Annotated in this window: 18 protein-coding genes and 1 pseudogene; 12 read left to right on the top strand and 7 right to left on the bottom strand. The window is 41.7% G+C overall.

Annotated elements, in window-relative coordinates; translation table 11 throughout:
• The 3 genes and pseudogenes from ODU37_RS08515 to ODU37_RS08505 all read left to right on the top strand — a co-directional run.
• On the top strand, nucleotides 1-719 hold a 719-nt coding region (locus ODU37_RS08515), incomplete at its 5' end, for an aldose 1-epimerase family protein (RefSeq protein WP_398580465.1).
• Nucleotides 720-1276: 557 nt separating this feature from the next.
• Nucleotides 1277-1357, top strand: a pseudogene (locus tag ODU37_RS08510) (pyridoxamine 5'-phosphate oxidase family protein); the annotation flags it as partial.
• A 121-nt stretch (nucleotides 1358-1478) separates the two neighbouring features.
• Nucleotides 1479-1820, top strand: a complete 342-nt coding sequence (locus ODU37_RS08505; protein WP_024406534.1) for a metal-sulfur cluster assembly factor — start codon at nucleotides 1479-1481, stop codon at nucleotides 1818-1820.
• A gap of 338 nt (nucleotides 1821-2158) precedes the next feature.
• Here ODU37_RS08505 and ODU37_RS08500 read toward each other — a convergent pair whose 3' ends face one another.
• From ODU37_RS08500 to ODU37_RS08480, 5 genes are all read right to left on the bottom strand, one after another.
• Entirely contained in the window at nucleotides 2159-2545 is a 387-nt protein-coding gene (locus ODU37_RS08500) for a DUF6176 family protein (RefSeq protein ID WP_105155609.1), read from the bottom strand.
• A 54-nt stretch (nucleotides 2546-2599) separates the two neighbouring features.
• On the bottom strand, nucleotides 2600-4315 hold the full coding sequence (gene ilvD, locus ODU37_RS08495; protein WP_105155608.1) for a dihydroxy-acid dehydratase: 1716 nt from the start codon (nucleotides 4313-4315) through the stop codon (nucleotides 2600-2602).
• Nucleotides 4316-4475: 160 nt separating this feature from the next.
• Nucleotides 4476-4892 (bottom strand): hypothetical protein, encoded by a 417-nt coding sequence (locus tag ODU37_RS08490; RefSeq protein WP_249562509.1) that lies wholly within the window; start codon nucleotides 4890-4892, stop codon nucleotides 4476-4478.
• Complete coding sequence (locus tag ODU37_RS08485; protein WP_249562510.1) at nucleotides 4867-5802, bottom strand: phosphodiester glycosidase family protein; 936 nt, start codon at nucleotides 5800-5802, stop codon at nucleotides 4867-4869. The genes ODU37_RS08490 and ODU37_RS08485 overlap by 26 nt, the downstream gene beginning before the upstream one ends.
• Entirely contained in the window at nucleotides 5789-6841 is a 1053-nt protein-coding gene (locus tag ODU37_RS08480; protein ID WP_249562511.1) for a bifunctional glycosyltransferase family 2/GtrA family protein, read from the bottom strand. The genes ODU37_RS08485 and ODU37_RS08480 overlap by 14 nt, the downstream gene beginning before the upstream one ends.
• Before the next feature lie 224 nt (nucleotides 6842-7065).
• On the opposite strand from ODU37_RS08480, the gene ODU37_RS08475 reads away from it, so the two are divergent.
• The 6 genes from ODU37_RS08475 to ODU37_RS08450 all read left to right on the top strand — a co-directional run bounded on the left by ODU37_RS08475 (nucleotide 7066) and on the right by ODU37_RS08450 (nucleotide 13133).
• Nucleotides 7066-8769, top strand: coding sequence for an acetolactate synthase large subunit (locus tag ODU37_RS08475; RefSeq protein ID WP_024412049.1), 1704 nt, complete (start codon nucleotides 7066-7068; stop codon nucleotides 8767-8769).
• The gene (ilvN, locus tag ODU37_RS08470) at nucleotides 8762-9238 is read left to right on the top strand and encodes an acetolactate synthase small subunit (protein WP_002937420.1); all 477 of its coding nucleotides are present in this window, start codon (nucleotides 8762-8764) and stop codon (nucleotides 9236-9238) included. Before ODU37_RS08475 ends, ilvN begins: the two co-directional genes overlap by 8 nt.
• Before the next feature lie 131 nt (nucleotides 9239-9369).
• Nucleotides 9370-10392, top strand: coding sequence for a ketol-acid reductoisomerase (gene ilvC / locus ODU37_RS08465; protein ID WP_002942259.1), 1023 nt, complete (start codon nucleotides 9370-9372; stop codon nucleotides 10390-10392).
• A gap of 283 nt (nucleotides 10393-10675) precedes the next feature.
• The gene (gene ilvA / locus ODU37_RS08460; RefSeq protein ID WP_024390594.1) at nucleotides 10676-11926 is read left to right on the top strand and encodes a threonine ammonia-lyase IlvA; all 1251 of its coding nucleotides are present in this window, start codon (nucleotides 10676-10678) and stop codon (nucleotides 11924-11926) included.
• 9 nt (nucleotides 11927-11935) lie between these two features.
• A complete protein-coding gene (locus ODU37_RS08455; protein WP_002937414.1) occupies nucleotides 11936-12838 on the top strand; it encodes an SPFH domain-containing protein in 903 nt (300 codons plus the stop codon).
• 85 nt (nucleotides 12839-12923) lie between these two features.
• Nucleotides 12924-13133, top strand: coding sequence for a hypothetical protein (locus ODU37_RS08450; RefSeq protein ID WP_009910800.1), 210 nt, complete (start codon nucleotides 12924-12926; stop codon nucleotides 13131-13133).
• 124 nt (nucleotides 13134-13257) lie between these two features.
• On the opposite strand, the gene ODU37_RS08445 is transcribed toward ODU37_RS08450, so the two are convergent.
• Both ODU37_RS08445 and ODU37_RS08440 read right to left on the bottom strand, forming a co-directional pair.
• On the bottom strand, nucleotides 13258-14001 hold the full coding sequence (locus ODU37_RS08445) for an amino acid ABC transporter ATP-binding protein (RefSeq protein WP_014736363.1): 744 nt from the start codon (nucleotides 13999-14001) through the stop codon (nucleotides 13258-13260).
• Nucleotides 13994-15559 (bottom strand): ABC transporter substrate-binding protein/permease, encoded by a 1566-nt coding sequence (locus ODU37_RS08440; protein WP_249562512.1) that lies wholly within the window; start codon nucleotides 15557-15559, stop codon nucleotides 13994-13996. Before ODU37_RS08440 ends, ODU37_RS08445 begins: the two co-directional genes overlap by 8 nt.
• A 125-nt stretch (nucleotides 15560-15684) precedes the next feature.
• On the opposite strand from ODU37_RS08440, the gene ODU37_RS08435 reads away from it, so the two are divergent.
• The 3 genes from ODU37_RS08435 to ODU37_RS08425 all read left to right on the top strand — a co-directional run bounded on the left by ODU37_RS08435 (nucleotide 15685) and on the right by ODU37_RS08425 (nucleotide 18540).
• Nucleotides 15685-16521 carry an undecaprenyl-diphosphate phosphatase gene (locus tag ODU37_RS08435; protein WP_015647359.1) on the top strand — a complete coding sequence of 279 codons (837 nt, stop codon included), beginning with the start codon at nucleotides 15685-15687 and terminating at the stop codon, nucleotides 16519-16521.
• Nucleotides 16522-16648: 127 nt separating this feature from the next.
• Nucleotides 16649-17371 (top strand): adaptor protein MecA, encoded by a 723-nt coding sequence (gene mecA / locus ODU37_RS08430; protein ID WP_002938171.1) that lies wholly within the window; start codon nucleotides 16649-16651, stop codon nucleotides 17369-17371.
• The gene (locus ODU37_RS08425) at nucleotides 17368-18540 is read left to right on the top strand and encodes a glycosyltransferase family 4 protein (RefSeq protein ID WP_024414291.1); all 1173 of its coding nucleotides are present in this window, start codon (nucleotides 17368-17370) and stop codon (nucleotides 18538-18540) included. The genes mecA and ODU37_RS08425 overlap by 4 nt, the downstream gene beginning before the upstream one ends.
• The last annotated feature ends 150 nt before the right edge of the window (nucleotides 18541-18690 follow it).

Below are 18690 nucleotides of genomic sequence, written 5' to 3'. Positions count from 1 at the left end.
CTATCTATGAACCTGCAGAAAGATTGACATTTACAGGCACAATTCCAAGGCATGGACTTGTGAGAAAAATGCTGTTCAAAAATGTAAATAGTACCAAAAACTCTTTGGAATTTTCTATTTCATCAAATGAGGAAACTGTCAAAAATTACCCTTTTGAATTTGAACTTTCCATTAACTACTCACTACTTGGCAATACAATTCGAACTGAATATCGGGTGAAAAACCTTGAGGGACATAGAAAGCTACCTTACTTTATTGGGGGTCACCCAGGTTTTAATTGTCCCTTGTTGGATGGTGAGAGTTATGAAGACTATTATTTAGAATTTGAAAAAGTAGAATCTTGTACAGTACCTAGAAGTTTTCCAGAAACTGGCTTACTTGATCTGCGAGACCGCCGGCCATTCTTGGAAAATCAAAAGACCTTGGACTTGTCCTATCAATTGTTTGAGCATGATGCCATCACATTGGATCAATTAGCATCACGAAAGGTAACCTTGAAATCCAAAAATCATCAGAAGAAACTTTCGATTGCATTTGATGATTTTCCATATTTAGTGATTTGGTCAACTACAAATCAGAGTCCCTTTATCGCATTAGAACCATGGAGCGGACTCTCTACTTCATTGGAAGAATCTGATATTTTCAATGCCAAACGAAGTATTAGTTATGTTGCTCCAAAAGAAGTTGATAGAAAACATTTTGATATTATTATTGAGTAAATACCATAGTTAAGTAATTTAAATATTCTACGGAAAACACTCAAAAACCCCACTGGCTGAATAATGAACAAGTCCTAGTTTTAAGTTGTTGAACTGAAACAGTCTATCCCCAGACTGTGAATGATGTGAGCTGACTACAGTCAGCTTATGTCTCCTACTTCAAAAGGTCTACCAGACCTTTTGAACTCCAACCCCCGTATAGCTCCAAAGGTTCGGGGAACCTTTGGAGGCTGGAGATAGAGCGAACTCTGTTCGCATCAGCAGTATAGGTCAAATTTGGAGTGTGAAATACGAATTGCTGTGATTTGCTTCGCAAATCGTATCTCCAACCTTTAACTTCGCTTTTTTCTTTCTAGGCTCGGGCTGAAACAGTTCCCCGAACTGTTTCACTCCGCTGGACTGTTAAAGCTAATCAACCACTGCGCTGAGATGTTGACACGAACTCTGAGAATTGGCTTTGGACTTTTTGCCCAGCCTCGTTTAAAGTTAAAAAATTATTCTCCGGCCTCGTTTTCTAACAGTATCCGGTTTACTGTTTTTTGATATACTACAGAAAACAGGTGTTTCAGATTTATGCAGGTCATGGTTTCTATCATAGTTTGCCTCAAGGGCACAAATATATTTTTTCTATCGGTTAAGGTGAGGATTCAGAAGTCCGTGCTCTATAAAAGCTAAATAAAAATATTTGATAGCATAGGTATATTTCGTTTAATTATGATACAATACTTCTTATAAATATTTTAGGAGTGTTTGAATTTAATGAGAGAAGATATTCAGATTAATGAACGAGCGTTAACTGTATCAGAACAGTTGATAGAGGTTTTAGAATCCATTTACGATCCTGAAATTGAGCTAGACATCTACAATTTGGGTTTGATTTATGAGATTCATTTAGATGAAGCTGGTTTTTGTAAGGTTGTCATGACCTTTACAGATTCAGGTTGTTCTTGTGCGGATACTATGCCTGGTGAATTGGTTGCAGCCTTGAAAACGATTGATGGTATAAACGATGCACAGGTAGAGATTGTCTGGTCTCCTGCTTGGAAGATGACCCGCATCAGCCGTCTCGGACGTATTACGCTTGGCATCAGTCCGAAATAAAAAGAAAATGGGAGAGGGAAAGAACTCGACGGTCAAAAGAGTTCCCCTCGCTTCCGAATATGTTGGTTCGGGCTAAAATAGTCCACTGGACTATTTCACTCCCACCCCCGCATAGCTCCAAAGGTTCAGGGAATCTTTGGAGGTTGGAGATAAAGCGAACTCTGTTCGCAACAGTCGTAATGGTCGGATTTGGAGTGTAAAACACGAATTGCTGAGATTTGCTTTGCAAATCTTATCTCCAACCTTTAACAGTCCAGTGGACTGTTAAAGCCAATCAACCACTGCGCTGAGATGTTGACACGAACTCTGAAAAGTGAGGCTGGACTTTCTGTCCAGCCTCACTTTTTAAATGTTTCATCGTATTGTCTGTCTAATTCTTCCATGGTTTCATAAACAGGCTTGGGAATCATGATAACTTGCGGAGCCAAGTCTACCATGCTGTAGCTTGGGTCGATACATTCTTCCCAGTATTCTAAATGTTTTTTATCAATATAGGATTCTGAATCTTCGACTTCAATCCCTCCTTCGACTTGGACAGAGTACCAGTAGAGGTATTCGCGGCCGTCCAGTACTTCACGGAAGATAGTTTCGACATACATTTTCTCTCCTTCAAGAGTCAGAAGGGTGTCTACCATGTGCTCGTTGAGAAAGGCCATCCATTCATCTACTTTGGCAGTCTTGCCTTCCTTAACGCGGAAGCGGGATAGTTCGACGTTTAGTTTCATTCCATTTACTCCTTTAAAAACCCCGGTCATTGTGTGACAGGGGTTGTATTCTTTTTATTTTTTACCGCTTCGTTCGGGTCTCCAGAAGTCGGTAACGGCTCCTTTAGAGGCAGATGATACGGTGTGGGCATATTTTCCAAGAACACCACGAGAGTAGAGTGGTGGGATAACAGTTGTTTTCTTGCGTTCTTCGATTTCTTGGTCAGAAACATGCATGGTGATTTCTTTGGTATCTTGGTCAACCGTCACCAAATCACCTGTACGGAGGTAGGCAATTGGACCGCCATCCTGAGCTTCAGGTGCGATGTGTCCAACAACCAGTCCATAGGTACCACCAGAGAAACGACCGTCTGTTAGAAGGGCTACTTTGTCACCTTGGCCTTTTCCGACAATCATGGAAGAAAGGGATAGCATTTCAGGCATACCAGGACCGCCTTTTGGTCCAACATAGCGGACAACGACTACATCGCCATCTACAATTTCGTCAGTCAAGACTGCTTCGATCGCTTCTTCTTCAGAATCAAAGACCTTGGCTGGACCTGTATGGTTGCGGACTTTCACACCAGAAACCTTGGCAACGGCACCTTCAGGAGCAAGGTTACCTTTGAGGATGATGAGTGGACCATCTGCACGTTTTGGATTTTCAAGAGGCATGATGACATCTTGACCTGGAGTCAAGTCTGCAAAATTCTCTAGGTTTTCAGCAACGGTCTTACCTGTACATGTGATGCGGTCGCCATGAAGGAAGCCGTTTTTGAGCAAGTATTTCATAACCGCAGGGACACCGCCGACATTATAGAGGTCTTGGAAAACATATTTACCAGATGGTTTGAGGTCAGCTAGGTGAGGCACACGCTCTTGGAAATCGTTGAAATCTTCCAGTGTTAATTCAACATTAGCAGCATGGGCGATGGCTAGAAGATGGAGCGTAGCGTTGGTTGAGCCCCCCAGAGCCATTGTGACTGTAATAGCATCTTCAAAGGCTTCACGCGTCATAATGTCAGATGGTTTGATACCAAGTTCTAGCATGCGTACAACAGCACGACCAGCTTCTTCAATATCAGCCTTCTTCTCAGGAGATTCAGCAGGGTGAGAAGAAGAGCCAGGAATGGACATACCCATTACCTCAATGGCAGTAGCCATGGTATTGGCAGTGTACATACCACCACAACCACCAGGACCAGGACAGGCATTACACTCAATCTGACGAACTTCTTCAGCAGTTAAGTCGCCATTGTTCCATTTTCCGATTCCTTCGAAGACAGAAACCAAGTCAATATCTTTACCATTGAGGTTTCCTGGTGCGATGGTTCCACCGTAGGCAAATACGGCAGGAATGTCCATATTGGCGATAGCAATCATAGAACCAGGCATGTTTTTATCGCAGCCACCGATTGCGACAAAGGCATCCACGTTGTGCCCTCCCATAGCTGCCTCAATAGAGTCGGCTATGATGTCACGGGAAGTCAAGGAGAAGCGCATACCAGGCGTTCCCATGGCGATTCCGTCTGCAACGGTGATGGTACCGTATTGAACAGGCCAGGCACCTGCATCTTTTACCCCTTCTTTGGCTAATTTTCCAAAGTCATGAAGGTGCATGTTACAAGGTGTATTTTCAGCCCATGTCGAAATAACCCCAACAATAGGCTTTTCAAAGCTATCGTCGGTCATTCCTGTTGCGCGAAGCATGGCACGGTTGGGTGACTTGACCATCGAATCATAGACAGAACTGCGATGTCGAAAGTTTTTAAGTTTGTTTGTATCGGTCATAATTTTCTTCTCCCTATCTTATTTTACCCATTATATCATAGATATGAAAGAAACGATAAAAGATTTGATAAATAATTGGAAATTTCCGAATTTTTCAACAATTCATTCTACAGTAAAAGGCACCTAAGAATTTTAAGTGCCCTTATCATTTATTTGTAGATTAAGTGGTTGTTTTTCGGCGATTGTTTGCGGATGGATTGATGAAAAGACCGACTAACGATAGAACTAGGAAGGCTGCGCCGATGTACCAATAAGGTTGATCTAAGGTAGTTGAACGTCCAGATAGGTTGATAATGCCTCGGAGAAGACAACCAGCTGTAATAGTTGCAACGCCAGAATTCCACAAATTATAGGCGAGACGTGAAAGAGTAGGTATAAGTTGCAGCAGACCGAGTAGCACAGCTCCGCCTATTAATGGTACACAGAACATATAATGCATAAAGACAGAGACTTCGCCATAGCTGAGATTTTCATAGATTCGACTGAAAGTAAACAGGAAAGCTGTTATTGCTAAGTAGGAGATAAATGTTCTTGAAACTCTCGTAGTTGAATTAGTAACCGATGTAGACAATGTCACTCACCGCCCTTTCTGAGATAGTATTTCCATTTGTTGTTGGGTTGTTAATAACTTGACCGTTGAAGTAAAGAGTAGATGAACCACCGCCATCAAGGTTGTAGGCAGTTTGAGCACCATATTGTTTCATAACTTCTGCCAATTGATAGAGAGAGAGTCCTTCGCTTTCAGACGTACGTCCATCTGCTACGACGATGATATAATGATTTTCATCGATAATCCCGATAGCAGAACGAGGGTTGGATGACATTGCACGTCCGACTTCTGTTGAAGTATCGACGACAATTTCGCCGTTTTCGACCAATGATGGACCAAATGCTAAGAGGTTGACAACGCCTTTGTCAATCAATTCTTGGGCGGTAATCTCATTTTCATAAATGACCTCAAATGAGCCGTCTGCGTAGATGGCCAAGTCGCCATAAGATGCATTGTCCCGAACGGTGTCTCGATACAGAACCCCATTCTTAATAACGTGACCAGTTGAGTTGGCTCCGTAGTAGTCACCATTAACCGCTAGAATGGCATTGTTTGCGGCGGCGGTTTCAGAAGTTTTGGCTGTTACGTTCGTGCCATAGGTATTTTGGGCTAGAGCTGTCTTTAAATACTCGGGTGAGCTGACTTGAATATCTGCGACGTAAACAGTTGTGTTATTGGTGGTAATCGTCTCTAAATTTATCTGAATATTATCATCAGAGTAACTAGTATCCGTTGTAGAGACATTAGTTGCAGTGGTTGCGGCAGTTGATGACGATGAAGTAGCTGTGTTCTGGCTATTGGCTGTGGCATTGCTTGCTAAGACGGTTGTTATCGCTTCAGAAATGACGAAGGTTTTTAACATGGAATAAGTAAAGCCTCCTGTCAAAAGCATTCCGAAGATGGATGCGTAGGCAAAGGGTTTTTTAAGCAATTTCATGAGAAAATGATTTCCTTTCTTTAAAAATAATATTCTTTTGAACAAACCAAGAGGCTAGGAAAAGGAAGATACCAACTGCAAGTTTGACAATGTAGAGGTTGAGTCCTAGAATTTGGTGGAAGAGATATAGGAGGGCTGTATCGCAAAGGAAGAGGACAAGGGCTAGTGTAAAGTAGCCTACGCCTGTTCGTGCGATGCTCTCTTCATTGTTAAAGACTAATTTCTTATTAAGTGCAAAATTACAGGTAGCGCTACAAATGCGAGCAATCGTGTTTGCGACCAATAAGCGTACAGCAGTTGGTAAGCTAGTGAGTAGCAATAAGGCAAGTGCATATACTCCGTAGTCAACTAGAAATCCACCAAAAGATGCCAGGGCAAATTTGAAGAGATTTTTGTAAATGAGCAGTCCATCTTTTATGGGACGAAAATGCGAACTGGCATTATCATCGATATAAATGGTTTGGATTGGGACTTCCGTAATTTTATAGCGTTGACTTGCCTGAGTTAACATGTTCATCTCGTACTCATAGCGGTCGCCTTCAATATCTAACATGAATGGAATTAAGTCAGTATGGAATCCACGCAAGCCTGTTTGGGTATCGGACACATTGACACCAGTTTGCAGTCTAAACAATACTCTAGTCAGTTTGTTACCAAAACGACTCCGAAAGGGAATGTCTTTGGTAAATTGACGGACGCCAAGAATCAGGCGGCTTGGTAGATTCATGGCTGCGCGTGCGACACGGTCAATATCATTTACAGCGTGTTGACCATCTGCGTCAGCAGTTACGATAACACCTGTTTTTCTCAAATCTTGGATGAAACTAAAGGCAGTCCGTAAGGCTTGGCCTTTTCCTTTGTTGACATCATGGTGTAGAACAATTGCATAGTGTTTGGCGATTTCAAGAATGTTTTTGGATGCGCCAGTACTACCATCATCCACAACGATGACCTGACAATTTAGCCTGTTTTTCATTATTTCTAATAGTTGGATTAATTTTTCATCTGGCTGGTAAGCCGGTATCACTACATAATACATATCCTAAACCTCATTTAATTTTTTTAGTGGAACTACTATACTGATGTTTTCTGAAAGCAAGCTGAAACCAAGCCAGTCAAGGGATTTGCTTAAGTTTTGCTTAAGAAATGTTAGGAAATAGTTAAGAAAACGAACAAATGTAGGAATTTTCAGAAAATTTCTTGACATTCTACTTCCTTGTGATATTATAGTAGATAACAAATTTGCAGAGAGGAGGAATATTCGTGCAAGAAATTCAACTAGACCAACCGCGTTCGGGGTCCTATCTCATTTTGGACACCCTGCATCAGCTAGGAGTAGACCTTGTTTTTGGTTATCCTGGTGGAGCAGTTTTGCCTCTATATGATGCTATTTATCAATATGAGGGAATCCAGCATATTTTGGCTCGTCATGAACAAGGAGCGGTCCACGAGGCCGAAGGATACGCTAAATCATCAGGAAAGGTGGGCGTAGCCATTGTAACCTCTGGGCCAGGTGCTACCAATGCCATTACTGGAATTGCGGACGCAATGGGTGATAGTGTTCCTCTTTTAGTTTTTACTGGTCAAGTCGCAACACGTGGTATCGGTAAAGATGCTTTTCAGGAAGCAGATGTCTTGGGGATGACAATGCCGATTACCAAGTACAATTACCAAATTCGGGATACGGCAGATATTCCTAGAGTCATCACAGAAGCTCTCCATATTGCAACAACAGGGAGACCGGGTCCCGTTGTTATTGATGTTCCAAAAGACATCCAAGAAAGAGTTGTTGATTTTTATCATGACCCAACTCTACATTTGCCAAGTTATCAGCCAACGATTGAACCGAATGGTTTGCAGGTTAAGAAAATTTTGAAACAGCTTAGCCAAGCTCAAAAACCAGTTATATTGGCTGGTGGTGGTGTCAATTATGCAGATGCCAATAAAGAATTAGTTGCCTTTGCAGAGCGCTACCGTATTCCAGTAGTTTCAACCCTCCTTGGATTAGGTGCAATGCCCATTGAGCATGAATTATCCTTGGCTATGGGGGGGATGCACGGTTCATACGCTGCCAATATGGCTATGGATCAGGCTGATTACATTATCAATATTGGAGCGCGATTCGATGACCGCCTAACAGGAAATCCAACAACCTATGCGCCAAATGCGACGGTAGCACATATTGATATTGATCCCGCAGAAATTGGTAAAGTTGTCAAAACGGCTATTCCAGTAGTAGGCGATGCTAAGGCAACCTTGAAAGCTCTGCTTGCTTTAGAAACAGTTGAAACAGGCTATGCTGATTGGACGGCACAAGTATTGGAAAACAAACGTCGGGCGCCATTTTGGTATGATGAAGATGAAAAGGTTATTAAGCCACAGGCGGCAATTGAATTAATTGGTCGGTTGACGCAAGGGGATGCCATTGTCGTAACAGACGTTGGTCAGCATCAAATGTGGGCTGCCCAATTCTACCCCTACAAACATGCACGCCAACTTGTAACATCTGGTGGCATGGGAACCATGGGCTTTGGTATTCCTGCGGCTATCGGCGCCAAATTAGCCAATCCAGATAAAGAAGTAATCATCTTTGTTGGTGATGGCGGCTTCCAAATGACCAACCAAGAATTGGCTATTTTGAATGGCTATGGTGTACCGATTAAGGTTGTGTTGATCAATAACCACTCTCTTGGAATGGTTCGTCAATGGCAGGAATCCTTCTATGAAAAGCGTCGTAGCCAATCTGTCTTTGACGATGAACCGAATTTCCAATTGTTGGCGGAGGCCTACGGAATTAGTCATTATAGTTTTGACAATCCAGCGACTCTAAGTGAAGATATGAAAGTTATTTTAGAAGATAAACCAATGCTCATAGAGGTTCATATTTCTAATCGTGAACATGTTCAACCGATGGTGCCAGCAGGTAAGAGCAATGCAGAAATGTTGGGGGTGAGGTTCAATGCGTAGAATATTAACAGCTAAATTGCGAAATTCATCTGGTGTTCTGAATCGTTTTACAGGTGTCCTATCTCGTCGCCAAATCAATATTGAGTCCATCTCAGTCGGCCCAACAGAAGTAGATGGCATCTCACGTGTGACGGTGATTGTAGACGTGGTCAGTCACGATGAGGTCGAACAAATCATCAAACAGCTGAACCGCTTGATTGATGTGGTCCGTGTCCGTGATTTGACGGACATTCCCCACTTAGAGCGTGAGGTGATTCTTGTTAAAATTTCAGCTCCGCCAACAAAACGAGCAGAAATTTTAGCGATTATCCAACCCTTTAGAGCAAATGTTGTTGATGTGGCACCGCACTCCATTACCATTCAAATGACAGGTGATGGAGATAAGATTGACGCCCTCCTGCGTGTGATTCAGCCTTATGGCATCAAGAATATCGCAAGAACGGGTGCGACTGGCTTTAGTAGAGACTAATCCTTTTCGATAATAAAACCTATCCTGCGTTGACTTCGCTTGATGAACGTTAGTTCTATCTTCGCCTAGTCTAGCCTTCATTTTCTTTGAACATCCAAAACTACAAATAAAAATAGAAAAGAGAAAAAATTATGACAGTAACAATGCAATATGAAAAAGATGTAACAGTAGCAGCACTTGATGGCAAACGTATCGCCGTTATCGGTTATGGTTCACAAGGTCATGCCCATGCTCAAAACTTGCGTGATACAGGGCACGATGTCATCATCGGTGTGCGTGCAGGTAAGTCATTTGATAAGGCAAAAGAAGACGGTTTTGAAACTTTTGAAGTAGCAGAAGCAGCAAAACAAGCAGATGTCATCATGATCTTGGCTCCAGACGAAATCCAAGCAGACCTTTACAATGACGAAATCGCTCCAAACTTGGAAGCGGGCAATGCCCTTGGTTTTGCCCATGGTTTCAATGTTCACTTTGAATTTATCAAGGTACCAGCAGATGTGGATGTCTTCATGTGTGCACCAAAAGGTCCAGGTCACTTGGTCCGCCGTACCTTTGAAGAAGGTTTTGGAGTACCAGCCCTCTATGCTGTTTACCAAGATGCAACTGGCAATGCAAAACATATTGCGATGGACTGGGCAAAAGGTGTTGGTTCAGCCCGTGTTGGTCTTTTGGAAACAACTTTCAAAGAAGAGACAGAAGAAGATTTGTTTGGTGAGCAAGCTGTTCTCTGCGGTGGTTTGACAGCCCTTATGCAGGCAGGTTTTGAAGTCTTGACAGAAGCAGGTTATGCACCAGAATTGGCTTACTTCGAAGTTCTCCACGAGATGAAACTTATCGTTGACCTTGTCTACGAAGGTGGCTTCAAGAAAATGCGCCAATCTATCTCAAACACTGCTGAATTTGGTGACTATGTATCAGGTCCACGCGTGATTACAGACCAAGTCAAAGAAAACATGAAGGCAGTCCTTGCAGATATTCAATCTGGTAAATTTGCAAATGACTTTGTAAATGACTACAAAGCAGGCCGTCCACGTATGGAAGCTTATCGTAAAGAAGCAGAGAATCTTGAAATCGAAAAAGTAGGTGCAGAACTCCGCAAAGCAATGCCATTTGTCGGACGCAATGATGACGACGCATTCAAAATCTATAATTAAACACTATCATGGTGGATAGGGGGATAGTCAACTTTACTTTGAGTGATGGCAATACATTTAAGGTTTGAGTTGGCGGATGAGGGGATGTCATTCCCTTTTTTCCCCTATCTCTGAAAATGAATAAAAGAGCTGGTTTTTTCCGGCTCTTTTGCCCATTTCATTCATGAATACATTAAAAAAATAAAAAAGTTCGGTTTTTATAAAATGACATAATAATAGTTTAAATACTAGGAATTTCTAGGGAATATTGATACAATAAATATAGAAAGAAATTAATGGAACTATGATTACAGCAAAAAATGTAGAACAAGCATACTCCGTTCTTAAGCGCGTGGTAGTACGTACCCCCTTGGATTATAGTCGATACTTATCGGAAAAATATGGTGCAACTATTTATTTAAAAAGAGAAAATGAACAGCGTGTTCGCTCTTTTAAAATTCGAGGAGCCTATTATGCTATTTCACAATTGACAGATGATGAGAAGTCACGCGGAGTGGTCTGTGCTTCGGCCGGGAACCATGCTCAAGGTGTGGCCTACACCTGTCAGGAAATGCAAATTCCTGCTACGATTTTTATGCCCATTACAACTCCGCAACAAAAAATAGGGCAGGTTAAATTTTTCGGAGGAGACTACGTAGAGATTCGGCTCGTAGGTGATACCTTCGATGAGTCAGCCAAGGCAGCACAAGATTATACTCAGGAAAGTGGGAAAACATTTATAGACCCATTCGATGATGAAAATGTGCAGGCTGGTCAGGGAACAGTAGCCTATGAAATCTTGGAAGAAGCGGAAGAGCAAACCATTAGTTTTGACCAAATTTTAGTTCCCATAGGAGGAGGTGGTCTGGTTGCAGGCGTTTCGGCCTATCTGAAAGAACATGCACCTGAAATTAAGATTGTTGGTGTTGAAGCAAGTGGGGCACGGTCAATGAAAGCGGCTTTTGATAAAGGTCGTCCGGTTAAATTAGACCAAATTGATAAATTTGCTGACGGTATTGCGGTACAGAAAGTTGGTAAGTCGACCTACGAAGTGGCTCGGAAATACGTAGATCGCCTGATTGGTGTGGATGAAGGATGGATTTCCGGGACTATTTTAGACCTCTATTCTAAACTGGGTATTGTTGCTGAGCCAGCAGGAGCAGCAACGATTGCAGCTCTTGAGGTAGTCAAGGACCAAATCAAGGGGCAAACCATTTGTTGTATCATTTCTGGTGGTAATAACGACATCAACAGGATGCCGGAAATGGAGGAACGTGCGCTTATCTACGAGGGAATTAAACACTACTTTGTTGTTAATTTTCCACAACGTCCAGGGGCTCTTCGTGAATTTGTAAATGATATTCTAGGGACAAATGATGATATTACTCGTTTTGAATATATCAAACGTGCCAATAAGGGAACAGGGCCGGTTCTAATCGGTATTGCTCTAGGAGATAAAACAGATTATACGCAGTTTATTTCTCGCTTGGAAGAGTTTGATCCCCAGTACATCAATCTTCATGAAAATGATTCGCTTTATAAAATGCTAGTTTAGGAGGTCATTATGGTACTTGGTCCAATTGTTTTTATTGGCGGTTTCTTGTTCTTCGTACTGATTGCTTTGATTTTGATTGCTTCAGGGCTATACGTTGTCAAGCAGCAGACGGTCGCTATTATTGAGCGCTTTGGGAAATACCAAAAAACATCTACTTCAGGTATTAACTTTAAAATACCATTTGGAGTCGATGTCATCGCAGCCCGCATTCAATTGCGGATGTTGCAAAGTGAAATTGTGGTAGAAACCAAGACGCAGGATAACGTTTTTGTCACAATGAATGTGGCAACTCAATATCGAGTAAATGAAAATAATGTGACGGATGCCTATTACAAGCTCATGCACCCAGAAGCACAGATTAAGTCCTATATTGAAGATGCCCTGCGTTCATCTGTGCCTAAATTGACCTTGGATGAGCTCTTCGAGAAAAAGGATGAGATTGCACTTGAGGTACAAAAACAAGTAGCAGAAGAAATGTCAACCTACGGTTATGTTATTGTCAAAACCTTAATTACCAAGGTAGAGCCAGACGCCGAGGTTAAACAATCTATGAATGAAATTAACGCAGCTCAGCGGAAACGGGTTGCGGCCCAAGAATTGGCAGAGGCTGACAAGATAAAAATTGTCACAGCAGCAGAAGCAGAAGCTGAAAAGGATCGCTTGCATGGTGTAGGTATTGCACAACAACGTAAGGCGATTGTAGACGGATTGGCAGATTCGATTCGTGAACTGAAAGAATCAAATGTTAGCCTATCTGAAGAGCAGATTATGTCTATCTTGCTGACCAACCAATACTTGGATACTCTCAATAATTTTGCACAAGGAGGTAATCAAACTATCTTCCTTCCGGGGAATCCGGAGGGGGTCGAAGACATAAGGACGCAAATACTATCATCTCTTAGGGCAAAATGATGGTAAAAAACGAACATTTTACTTGACAAAATAGGTTAAAACATATTATACTAAATTGCACGAATAAAAAAGAAAGGGGTTTCTAATGACTAGTTACGAAAAAGTAGCCGCTGTTGTCGGCTGGGTTCGTGAAAAGAAAATCACAGGTTACCGTATCAGTAAGGAAACAAATGCTCGTGAAATGTCAGTTATCGCTCTTGCACAAGGTCGCGCTAAGATTGACAATATTTCATTTGCAACTGCCTTGGGTTTGATTGATTTTTACGACAAAAACCACAAGAAATTTGAAAACTAATCTAAATGGTTTCATTTAGAGATGTCCAAAAAGAGGAATTCTGCGAATTCCTCTTTTTTTAGTCTAAAAAAACTTACCAGCTTTGCAACTGGTAAGTAATAGTCTTCTATGGAACAGATTGAGTTTATCCAAGAAAACGCTGAAGGAATTCACGTGTGCGTTCTTCCTGTGGATTTTCAAAGATTTGTTGAGGGCTACCTTCTTCGGCGATGACCCCCTTGTCCATAAAGATAACGCGATCAGATACGTCACGGGCAAATTCCATTTCGTGAGTTACGATAAGCATCGTCAATCCTGATTTAGCCAAATCTTGCATGGTTTTGAGAACTTCCCCGACCATCTCTGGATCGAGAGCAGAAGTCGGCTCATCAAAGAGGATAACTTCTGGGTCAACAGATAGGGCGCGTGCAATGGCCACGCGTTGTTTCTGTCCACCAGAGAGTTGACTTGGTTTGGCTTGCCAGTACTGTTCGGTCATGCCAACCTTGTTGAGGTTTTCCTTGGCGATTTTCTCTGCCTCAGCTCGATCTCGTTTCAGTACCGTAGTTTGTGCTACAATGGCATTTTCCAATACATTTAGATTGTTGAAAAGGTTGAAGGATTGGAATACCATACCTAGTTTTTCACGGTAAGTCGTCAAGTCATATCCTTTATCCAAAACATCTTGTCCGTGGTATAGAATCTGTCCTTCTGTTGGTGTTTCCAAAAGGTTGATAGATCGGAGGAAGGTTGATTTTCCCGAACCAGATGAACCGATGATTGAGATAACCTCGCCCTTTTCAACGCTAATAGAGATGTCTTTGAGGACTTGATTTTGTCCGTATGATTTCTTTAGATTTTTGATTTCAAGAATAACATTTTTAGTCATGTGGCACCTCGACTTGCATTTGGTTTGCACCTGTTGTGTATGTATCTGTATCAAAATGCTTTTCAACTGCGCGTAAGATACGTGTCACAGTAAAGGTTAGAATGAAGTAGATAATAGCAATAACCGTAAAGGTTTGGAAATATTGATAGGTTTGGGTTGCGACAGTATTTCCTGAGAAATAGAGTTCAACAACTGAGATAACGTTCAATACAGAAGTATCTTTGATATTGATGACAAATTCATTACCAGTCGCTGGTAAGATGTTACGAATAACCTGTGGAAGGACAATCTTACGCATGGTCTGATTATGGGTAAATCCGAGAGCAGTCGCAGCTTCAAATTGGCCCTTATCGACGGCAAAGATACCACCGCGGACAATCTCACTCATGTAGGCACCTGTGTTGATGGATACAATGAAGATAGCGGCAAGTGTGCGGTCAAGATTAAGTCCGAATGCTTGGGCGGTACCATAGTAAATAACCATGGATTGTACAATCATCGGCGTACCACGGAAAATTTCGATGTAGATATTGATAATCCAACCGAGCACTTTCTGACCAATAGCAAGTGCCTTATTTGCTGATTTTGGAGCTGTACGGAAGACACCGATGAGGAGACCGATAGCAGTACCGATAATTGTACCGAGGATGGAAATGAGTAATGTCATCCCAGTTCCGCGCAGAAGTTGTTGCCAGTTGTTAACAACAATATTCCAAACTTGGGCGAAGAAACTAGGTGTTTCGCCCTCGCTGGCTTCTTCAACGGGTTGGTTTTCAATCATATCATCCATAAGTGCGATTTGCTCTTCTTCTGAAATAGTTGCTAAGACTTCGTTGACCTGAGTGATACGAGCGTCATCTTTGCGCATACCGACAGTGATGGTCACGTCTTCAGCATTGGTTTCAAAAATGTCTGCCAATTCAACCATTTTGAAAGCTTTATTTGCAGCTTCTGCTGTACGACCTTCTGGACGTTCAGAAACATAGGCGTCTATAATGCCAGATTCTAAAGCTTGACGGATTTGGGAGAAATCTCCCATGGCGGTCTGTTTGTTAGCCCCTTCAATTTGGTCAATCAAATCATAGAGGTAAACCCCTTGCTGGGCAGTGATTTTTGCGCCAGCAAAATCTGCCAAGCTGGTTGCGTTTGCGTACTGACTATCAGAACGAACAACCAGGGTAGGAATTGAAGTGTAGTAGCTATCTGAGAAGGCGATTTCTTTCTTGCGCTCTTCTGTCGGGCTCATACCGGCGATAATCATATCGATTTTACCAGATGTAAGAGCAGGGACCAAGCCTTCCCACTTGGTTTTAACAACCAAGAGTTCTTTGTCCATGGATGCAGCGATTTTTTTTGCAACCTGAACATCATATCCGTTGGCAAATTGATTGGTTCCCTCAATAGGAACGGCACCGTTGCTATCATCTTCTTGGGTCCAGTTAAATGGTGCATAGGCAGCTTCCATACCGACCCGCAGGTATTCGTCTGCCCGAACCCCTGTTGTTACAGAAAAAACAGCGATTAGGGTCAGCAGAAATATACTGAGTTTACGTTTCATAATGTCTCCTTTAAAATGCTATTACACCATTTTATTAAAAATTCTGACAAATTTCAATATCCTTGTACTATGAATAGGGAGTTTTTTATGATATAATGTAGAGAATTGATGAAAAGGAGCTTTTTATGCTATTGGAATTGTTGAAGGCTATATTTTTAGGAATCATTGAAGGGGTGACGGAATGGTTGCCAGTTTCTTCAACGGGGCATTTAATTTTGGTTCAAGAGTTCGTGAAGTTAAACCAAAGTAAGAACTTCCTAGAAATGTTTAATATTGTCATTCAGCTAGGAGCAATTCTAGCAGTTATGACTATTTACTTTAAAAAATTGAATCCATTTCAGCCTGGAAAAACCAAGCGTGATATTCAATTGACTTGGCAATTATGGGCCAAGGTTGTCATTGCCTGTATTCCGTCCATCCTAATTGCAGTCCCGTTGGATAATTGGTTTGAAGCGCACTTCAATTTTATGGTACCGATTGCGATTGCTTTGATTGTCTACGGTATTGCCTTTATTTGGATTGAGAACCGTAACAGTGGTGTAGAGCCACAGGTGACGGACTTAGCGAAAATGTCTTATAAAACTGCCTTGTTGATTGGGTGTTTTCAGGTCTTAAGCATCGTTCCGGGGACTAGTCGCTCAGGTGCGACCATTCTGGGAGCGATTATTTTGGGGACCAGCCGATCTGTGGCGGCAGATTTTACCTTCTTCCTTGGGATTCCAACCATGTTTGGTTATAGTGGCTTGAAGGCTGTTAAATATTTCTTAGATGGCAATAGCCTGAATATGGAGCAGGTATGGATCTTGCTAGTCGCTAGTGTGACGGCTTACTTGGTATCCTTAGTTGTTATTCGTTTCTTGACAGACTTTGTTAAAAAACATGATTTCACGGTCTTTGGTTACTACCGCATCATTTTAGGGGCGATTTTATTGGTTTATGCCTTTATTACATTTTTATTTTAAGAGCAGGGAGACCTGCTTTTCTTTTGTCTTTCGAGCTTGGTTTTAGTATAATGGTGGAAGATATGTATGAGTATTGAAAATGATCAATCAATTTTAAGAAATTGATGAATCAATGAATGAGGTAGTTATGAAAGTAAAGCAAATTAGTGATTCGACCTTGAAAATCACTATAAAATTAGATGATTTGGAAGAGAGAGGAATGGAACTTTCGGACTTTCTCATTCCGCAAGAAAAGACAGAGGAGTTCTTCTATACTGTTTTGGATGAATTGGATTTACCAATGACTTTCCGAGAAAGCGGTATGCTGAGTTTTCGTGTGACTCCGAAGCCAGATCGGGTGGACATCTTTGTTACCAAATCTGATTTGGATCAGAGCTTGAATTTCGATGAATTTACAGATTTGTCGGAACTTGGTGATGTCGCAAGTATGACTCCAGATGAGTTTTTCAAGAGTTTGGAGCAAACCGTTCGTGAGAAAAGCGCACCGGATGCAACAGCCGTTCGTCATTTGGAAGAGGTAGAGCAAGAGGAAGAAGCAGATGAAGAGGAGCAGGAGCGCTATATTTACTATATTTTGGAATTTCCAACGATAGAGGATCTGTTTACTTTTGTTGGTACGGTTGATTATCCAGTAGAAGAATCGGAATTATATAAAATGGATGGTCATTACTACTTGACCGTTCTTATCAATGTAGAAAATCGTTCTAAGCAGTATCCAGGCTACATTCTTTCAAGAATGTTGGAATTTACCAATGATACTAAGTTGACCAGACCTGCTTTACAAGAACACGGAACTTTGATGCTTCCGCTTGCGGCAATCGAGGAGCTTAGGAAGGTTCCGACAGTATGATTCCTTTTGCTCTAAAATACATAATGGTCATTATTACAACCATGGTCATATCAGCCATTGCGACCCCCTTGGTTCGTTTTATGTCCCTGAGGGTTGGAGCAGTTGATAATCCCAATGCACGGCGGATAAATAAGGTGCCCATGCCTTCAGCGGGAGGTCTGGCTATCTTTGTGGCATTTACCATTTCTGTCCTATGGTTTTTACCAGGAATTGTTACCCGTGTCAATTACCATGGCACTTACTTGCATTATATCTGGCCCCTGGTCCTAGCATCCAGCATTATCGTTCTTACGGGATTCATTGATGATGTCAAGGAGCTAAAGCCTGCTCCTAAAATGTTTGGTATTCTAGCTGCAGCGACGATCATTTGGATTTTTACGGAATTTCGTTTTGATAGCTTTAAAATTCCTTTTGGAGGACCTTTCCTTCAATTTCCTGTCTGGCTCTCTTTTCTATTAACGGTCCTTTGGATTGTTTCCATTACGAATGCAGTCAACTTGATTGATGGTCTAGATGGTCTGGTTTCGGGAGTATCGATTATTTCCTTGACAACGATGGGAATTGTGTCTTATTTCTTTTTGCATGATAGCAATATTTTTTTGACCTTAACCATCTTTGTTTTGGTTGCGGCGATTGTTGGTTTTTTACCTTATAACTATAATCCCGCCATCATTTATCTTGGCGATACAGGAGCCCTTTTCATTGGGTTTATGATTGGAGTCTTGTCGCTTCAAGGACTGAAAAATTCGACAGCTGTTGCAGTGGTTACTCCGATGATTATTCTTGGAGTGCCTATTACGGATACTGTAGTAGCCATCATTCGTCGAAAATTGTCTGGGCAAAAAATCTATGAAGCAGATAAGATGCATCTGCATCATCGCTTGCTCTCTCTGGGACTTACTCATCGTGGCACAGTATTGGTGATTTACGCCATCTCTTTCTTATTCTCCCTGACCTCTCTTTTGCTCAATGTTTCGAGTCGAATAGGGGGTATTCTCCTATTGGTGACCATGGGACTGGGGATTGAGATTCTCTGTGAATTGATTGGCATCTTTGGTATCAATAGAACTCCGTTGCTCAATCTTCTTCGGTTTATTGGTAATAGCAGTTACCGTCAAGAAAAAATCGCAAAGTATAAAAAGTGCTACGAAGAGAAAAAAAGAAAATAAGAATCTTTCTAAACAAGATAAGAGCCGTCAGGCTCTTTTTTTGATATAATATAGTGGATATGGTTAATTAAAATTGTCAGAAAAGACTATTTTATAGATTAACACTCTCTGAAAATCATCATTAACAAGAAAAGAGGCTGGGTTCAAGCC

The sequence above is a fragment of the Streptococcus sp. 2021WUSS109 genome, assembly GCF_044427305.1.
Lineage (GTDB): Bacteria > Bacillota > Bacilli > Lactobacillales > Streptococcaceae > Streptococcus > Streptococcus suis.
Note: the sequence above shows the minus strand (reverse complement) of the source record. Positions and strands in the feature narration are given on the sequence as shown.

Excerpts from the sequence above, each read along its gene's own strand:
- ODU37_RS08505 (WP_024406534.1), top strand. The coding sequence starts at position 1,479 with ATGAGAGAAGATATTCAGATTAATGAACGAGCGTTAACTGTATCAGAA.
- ODU37_RS08500 (WP_105155609.1), bottom strand. The coding sequence starts at position 2,545 with ATGAAACTAAACGTCGAACTATCCCGCTTCCGCGTTAAGGAAGGCAAG.
- ilvD (WP_105155608.1), bottom strand. The coding sequence starts at position 4,315 with ATGACCGATACAAACAAACTTAAAAACTTTCGACATCGCAGTTCTGTC.
- ODU37_RS08485 (WP_249562510.1), bottom strand. The coding sequence starts at position 5,802 with ATGAAATTGCTTAAAAAACCCTTTGCCTACGCATCCATCTTCGGAATG.
- ODU37_RS08480 (WP_249562511.1), bottom strand. The coding sequence starts at position 6,841 with ATGTATTATGTAGTGATACCGGCTTACCAGCCAGATGAAAAATTAATC.
- ilvN (WP_002937420.1), top strand. The coding sequence starts at position 8,762 with ATGCGTAGAATATTAACAGCTAAATTGCGAAATTCATCTGGTGTTCTG.
- ilvC (WP_002942259.1), top strand. The coding sequence starts at position 9,370 with ATGACAGTAACAATGCAATATGAAAAAGATGTAACAGTAGCAGCACTT.
- ilvA (WP_024390594.1), top strand. The coding sequence starts at position 10,676 with ATGATTACAGCAAAAAATGTAGAACAAGCATACTCCGTTCTTAAGCGC.
- ODU37_RS08455 (WP_002937414.1), top strand. The coding sequence starts at position 11,936 with ATGGTACTTGGTCCAATTGTTTTTATTGGCGGTTTCTTGTTCTTCGTA.
- ODU37_RS08450 (WP_009910800.1), top strand. The coding sequence starts at position 12,924 with ATGACTAGTTACGAAAAAGTAGCCGCTGTTGTCGGCTGGGTTCGTGAA.
- ODU37_RS08445 (WP_014736363.1), bottom strand. The coding sequence starts at position 14,001 with ATGACTAAAAATGTTATTCTTGAAATCAAAAATCTAAAGAAATCATAC.
- ODU37_RS08440 (WP_249562512.1), bottom strand. The coding sequence starts at position 15,559 with ATGAAACGTAAACTCAGTATATTTCTGCTGACCCTAATCGCTGTTTTT.
- ODU37_RS08435 (WP_015647359.1), top strand. The coding sequence starts at position 15,685 with ATGCTATTGGAATTGTTGAAGGCTATATTTTTAGGAATCATTGAAGGG.
- mecA (WP_002938171.1), top strand. The coding sequence starts at position 16,649 with ATGAAAGTAAAGCAAATTAGTGATTCGACCTTGAAAATCACTATAAAA.
- ODU37_RS08425 (WP_024414291.1), top strand. The coding sequence starts at position 17,368 with ATGATTCCTTTTGCTCTAAAATACATAATGGTCATTATTACAACCATG.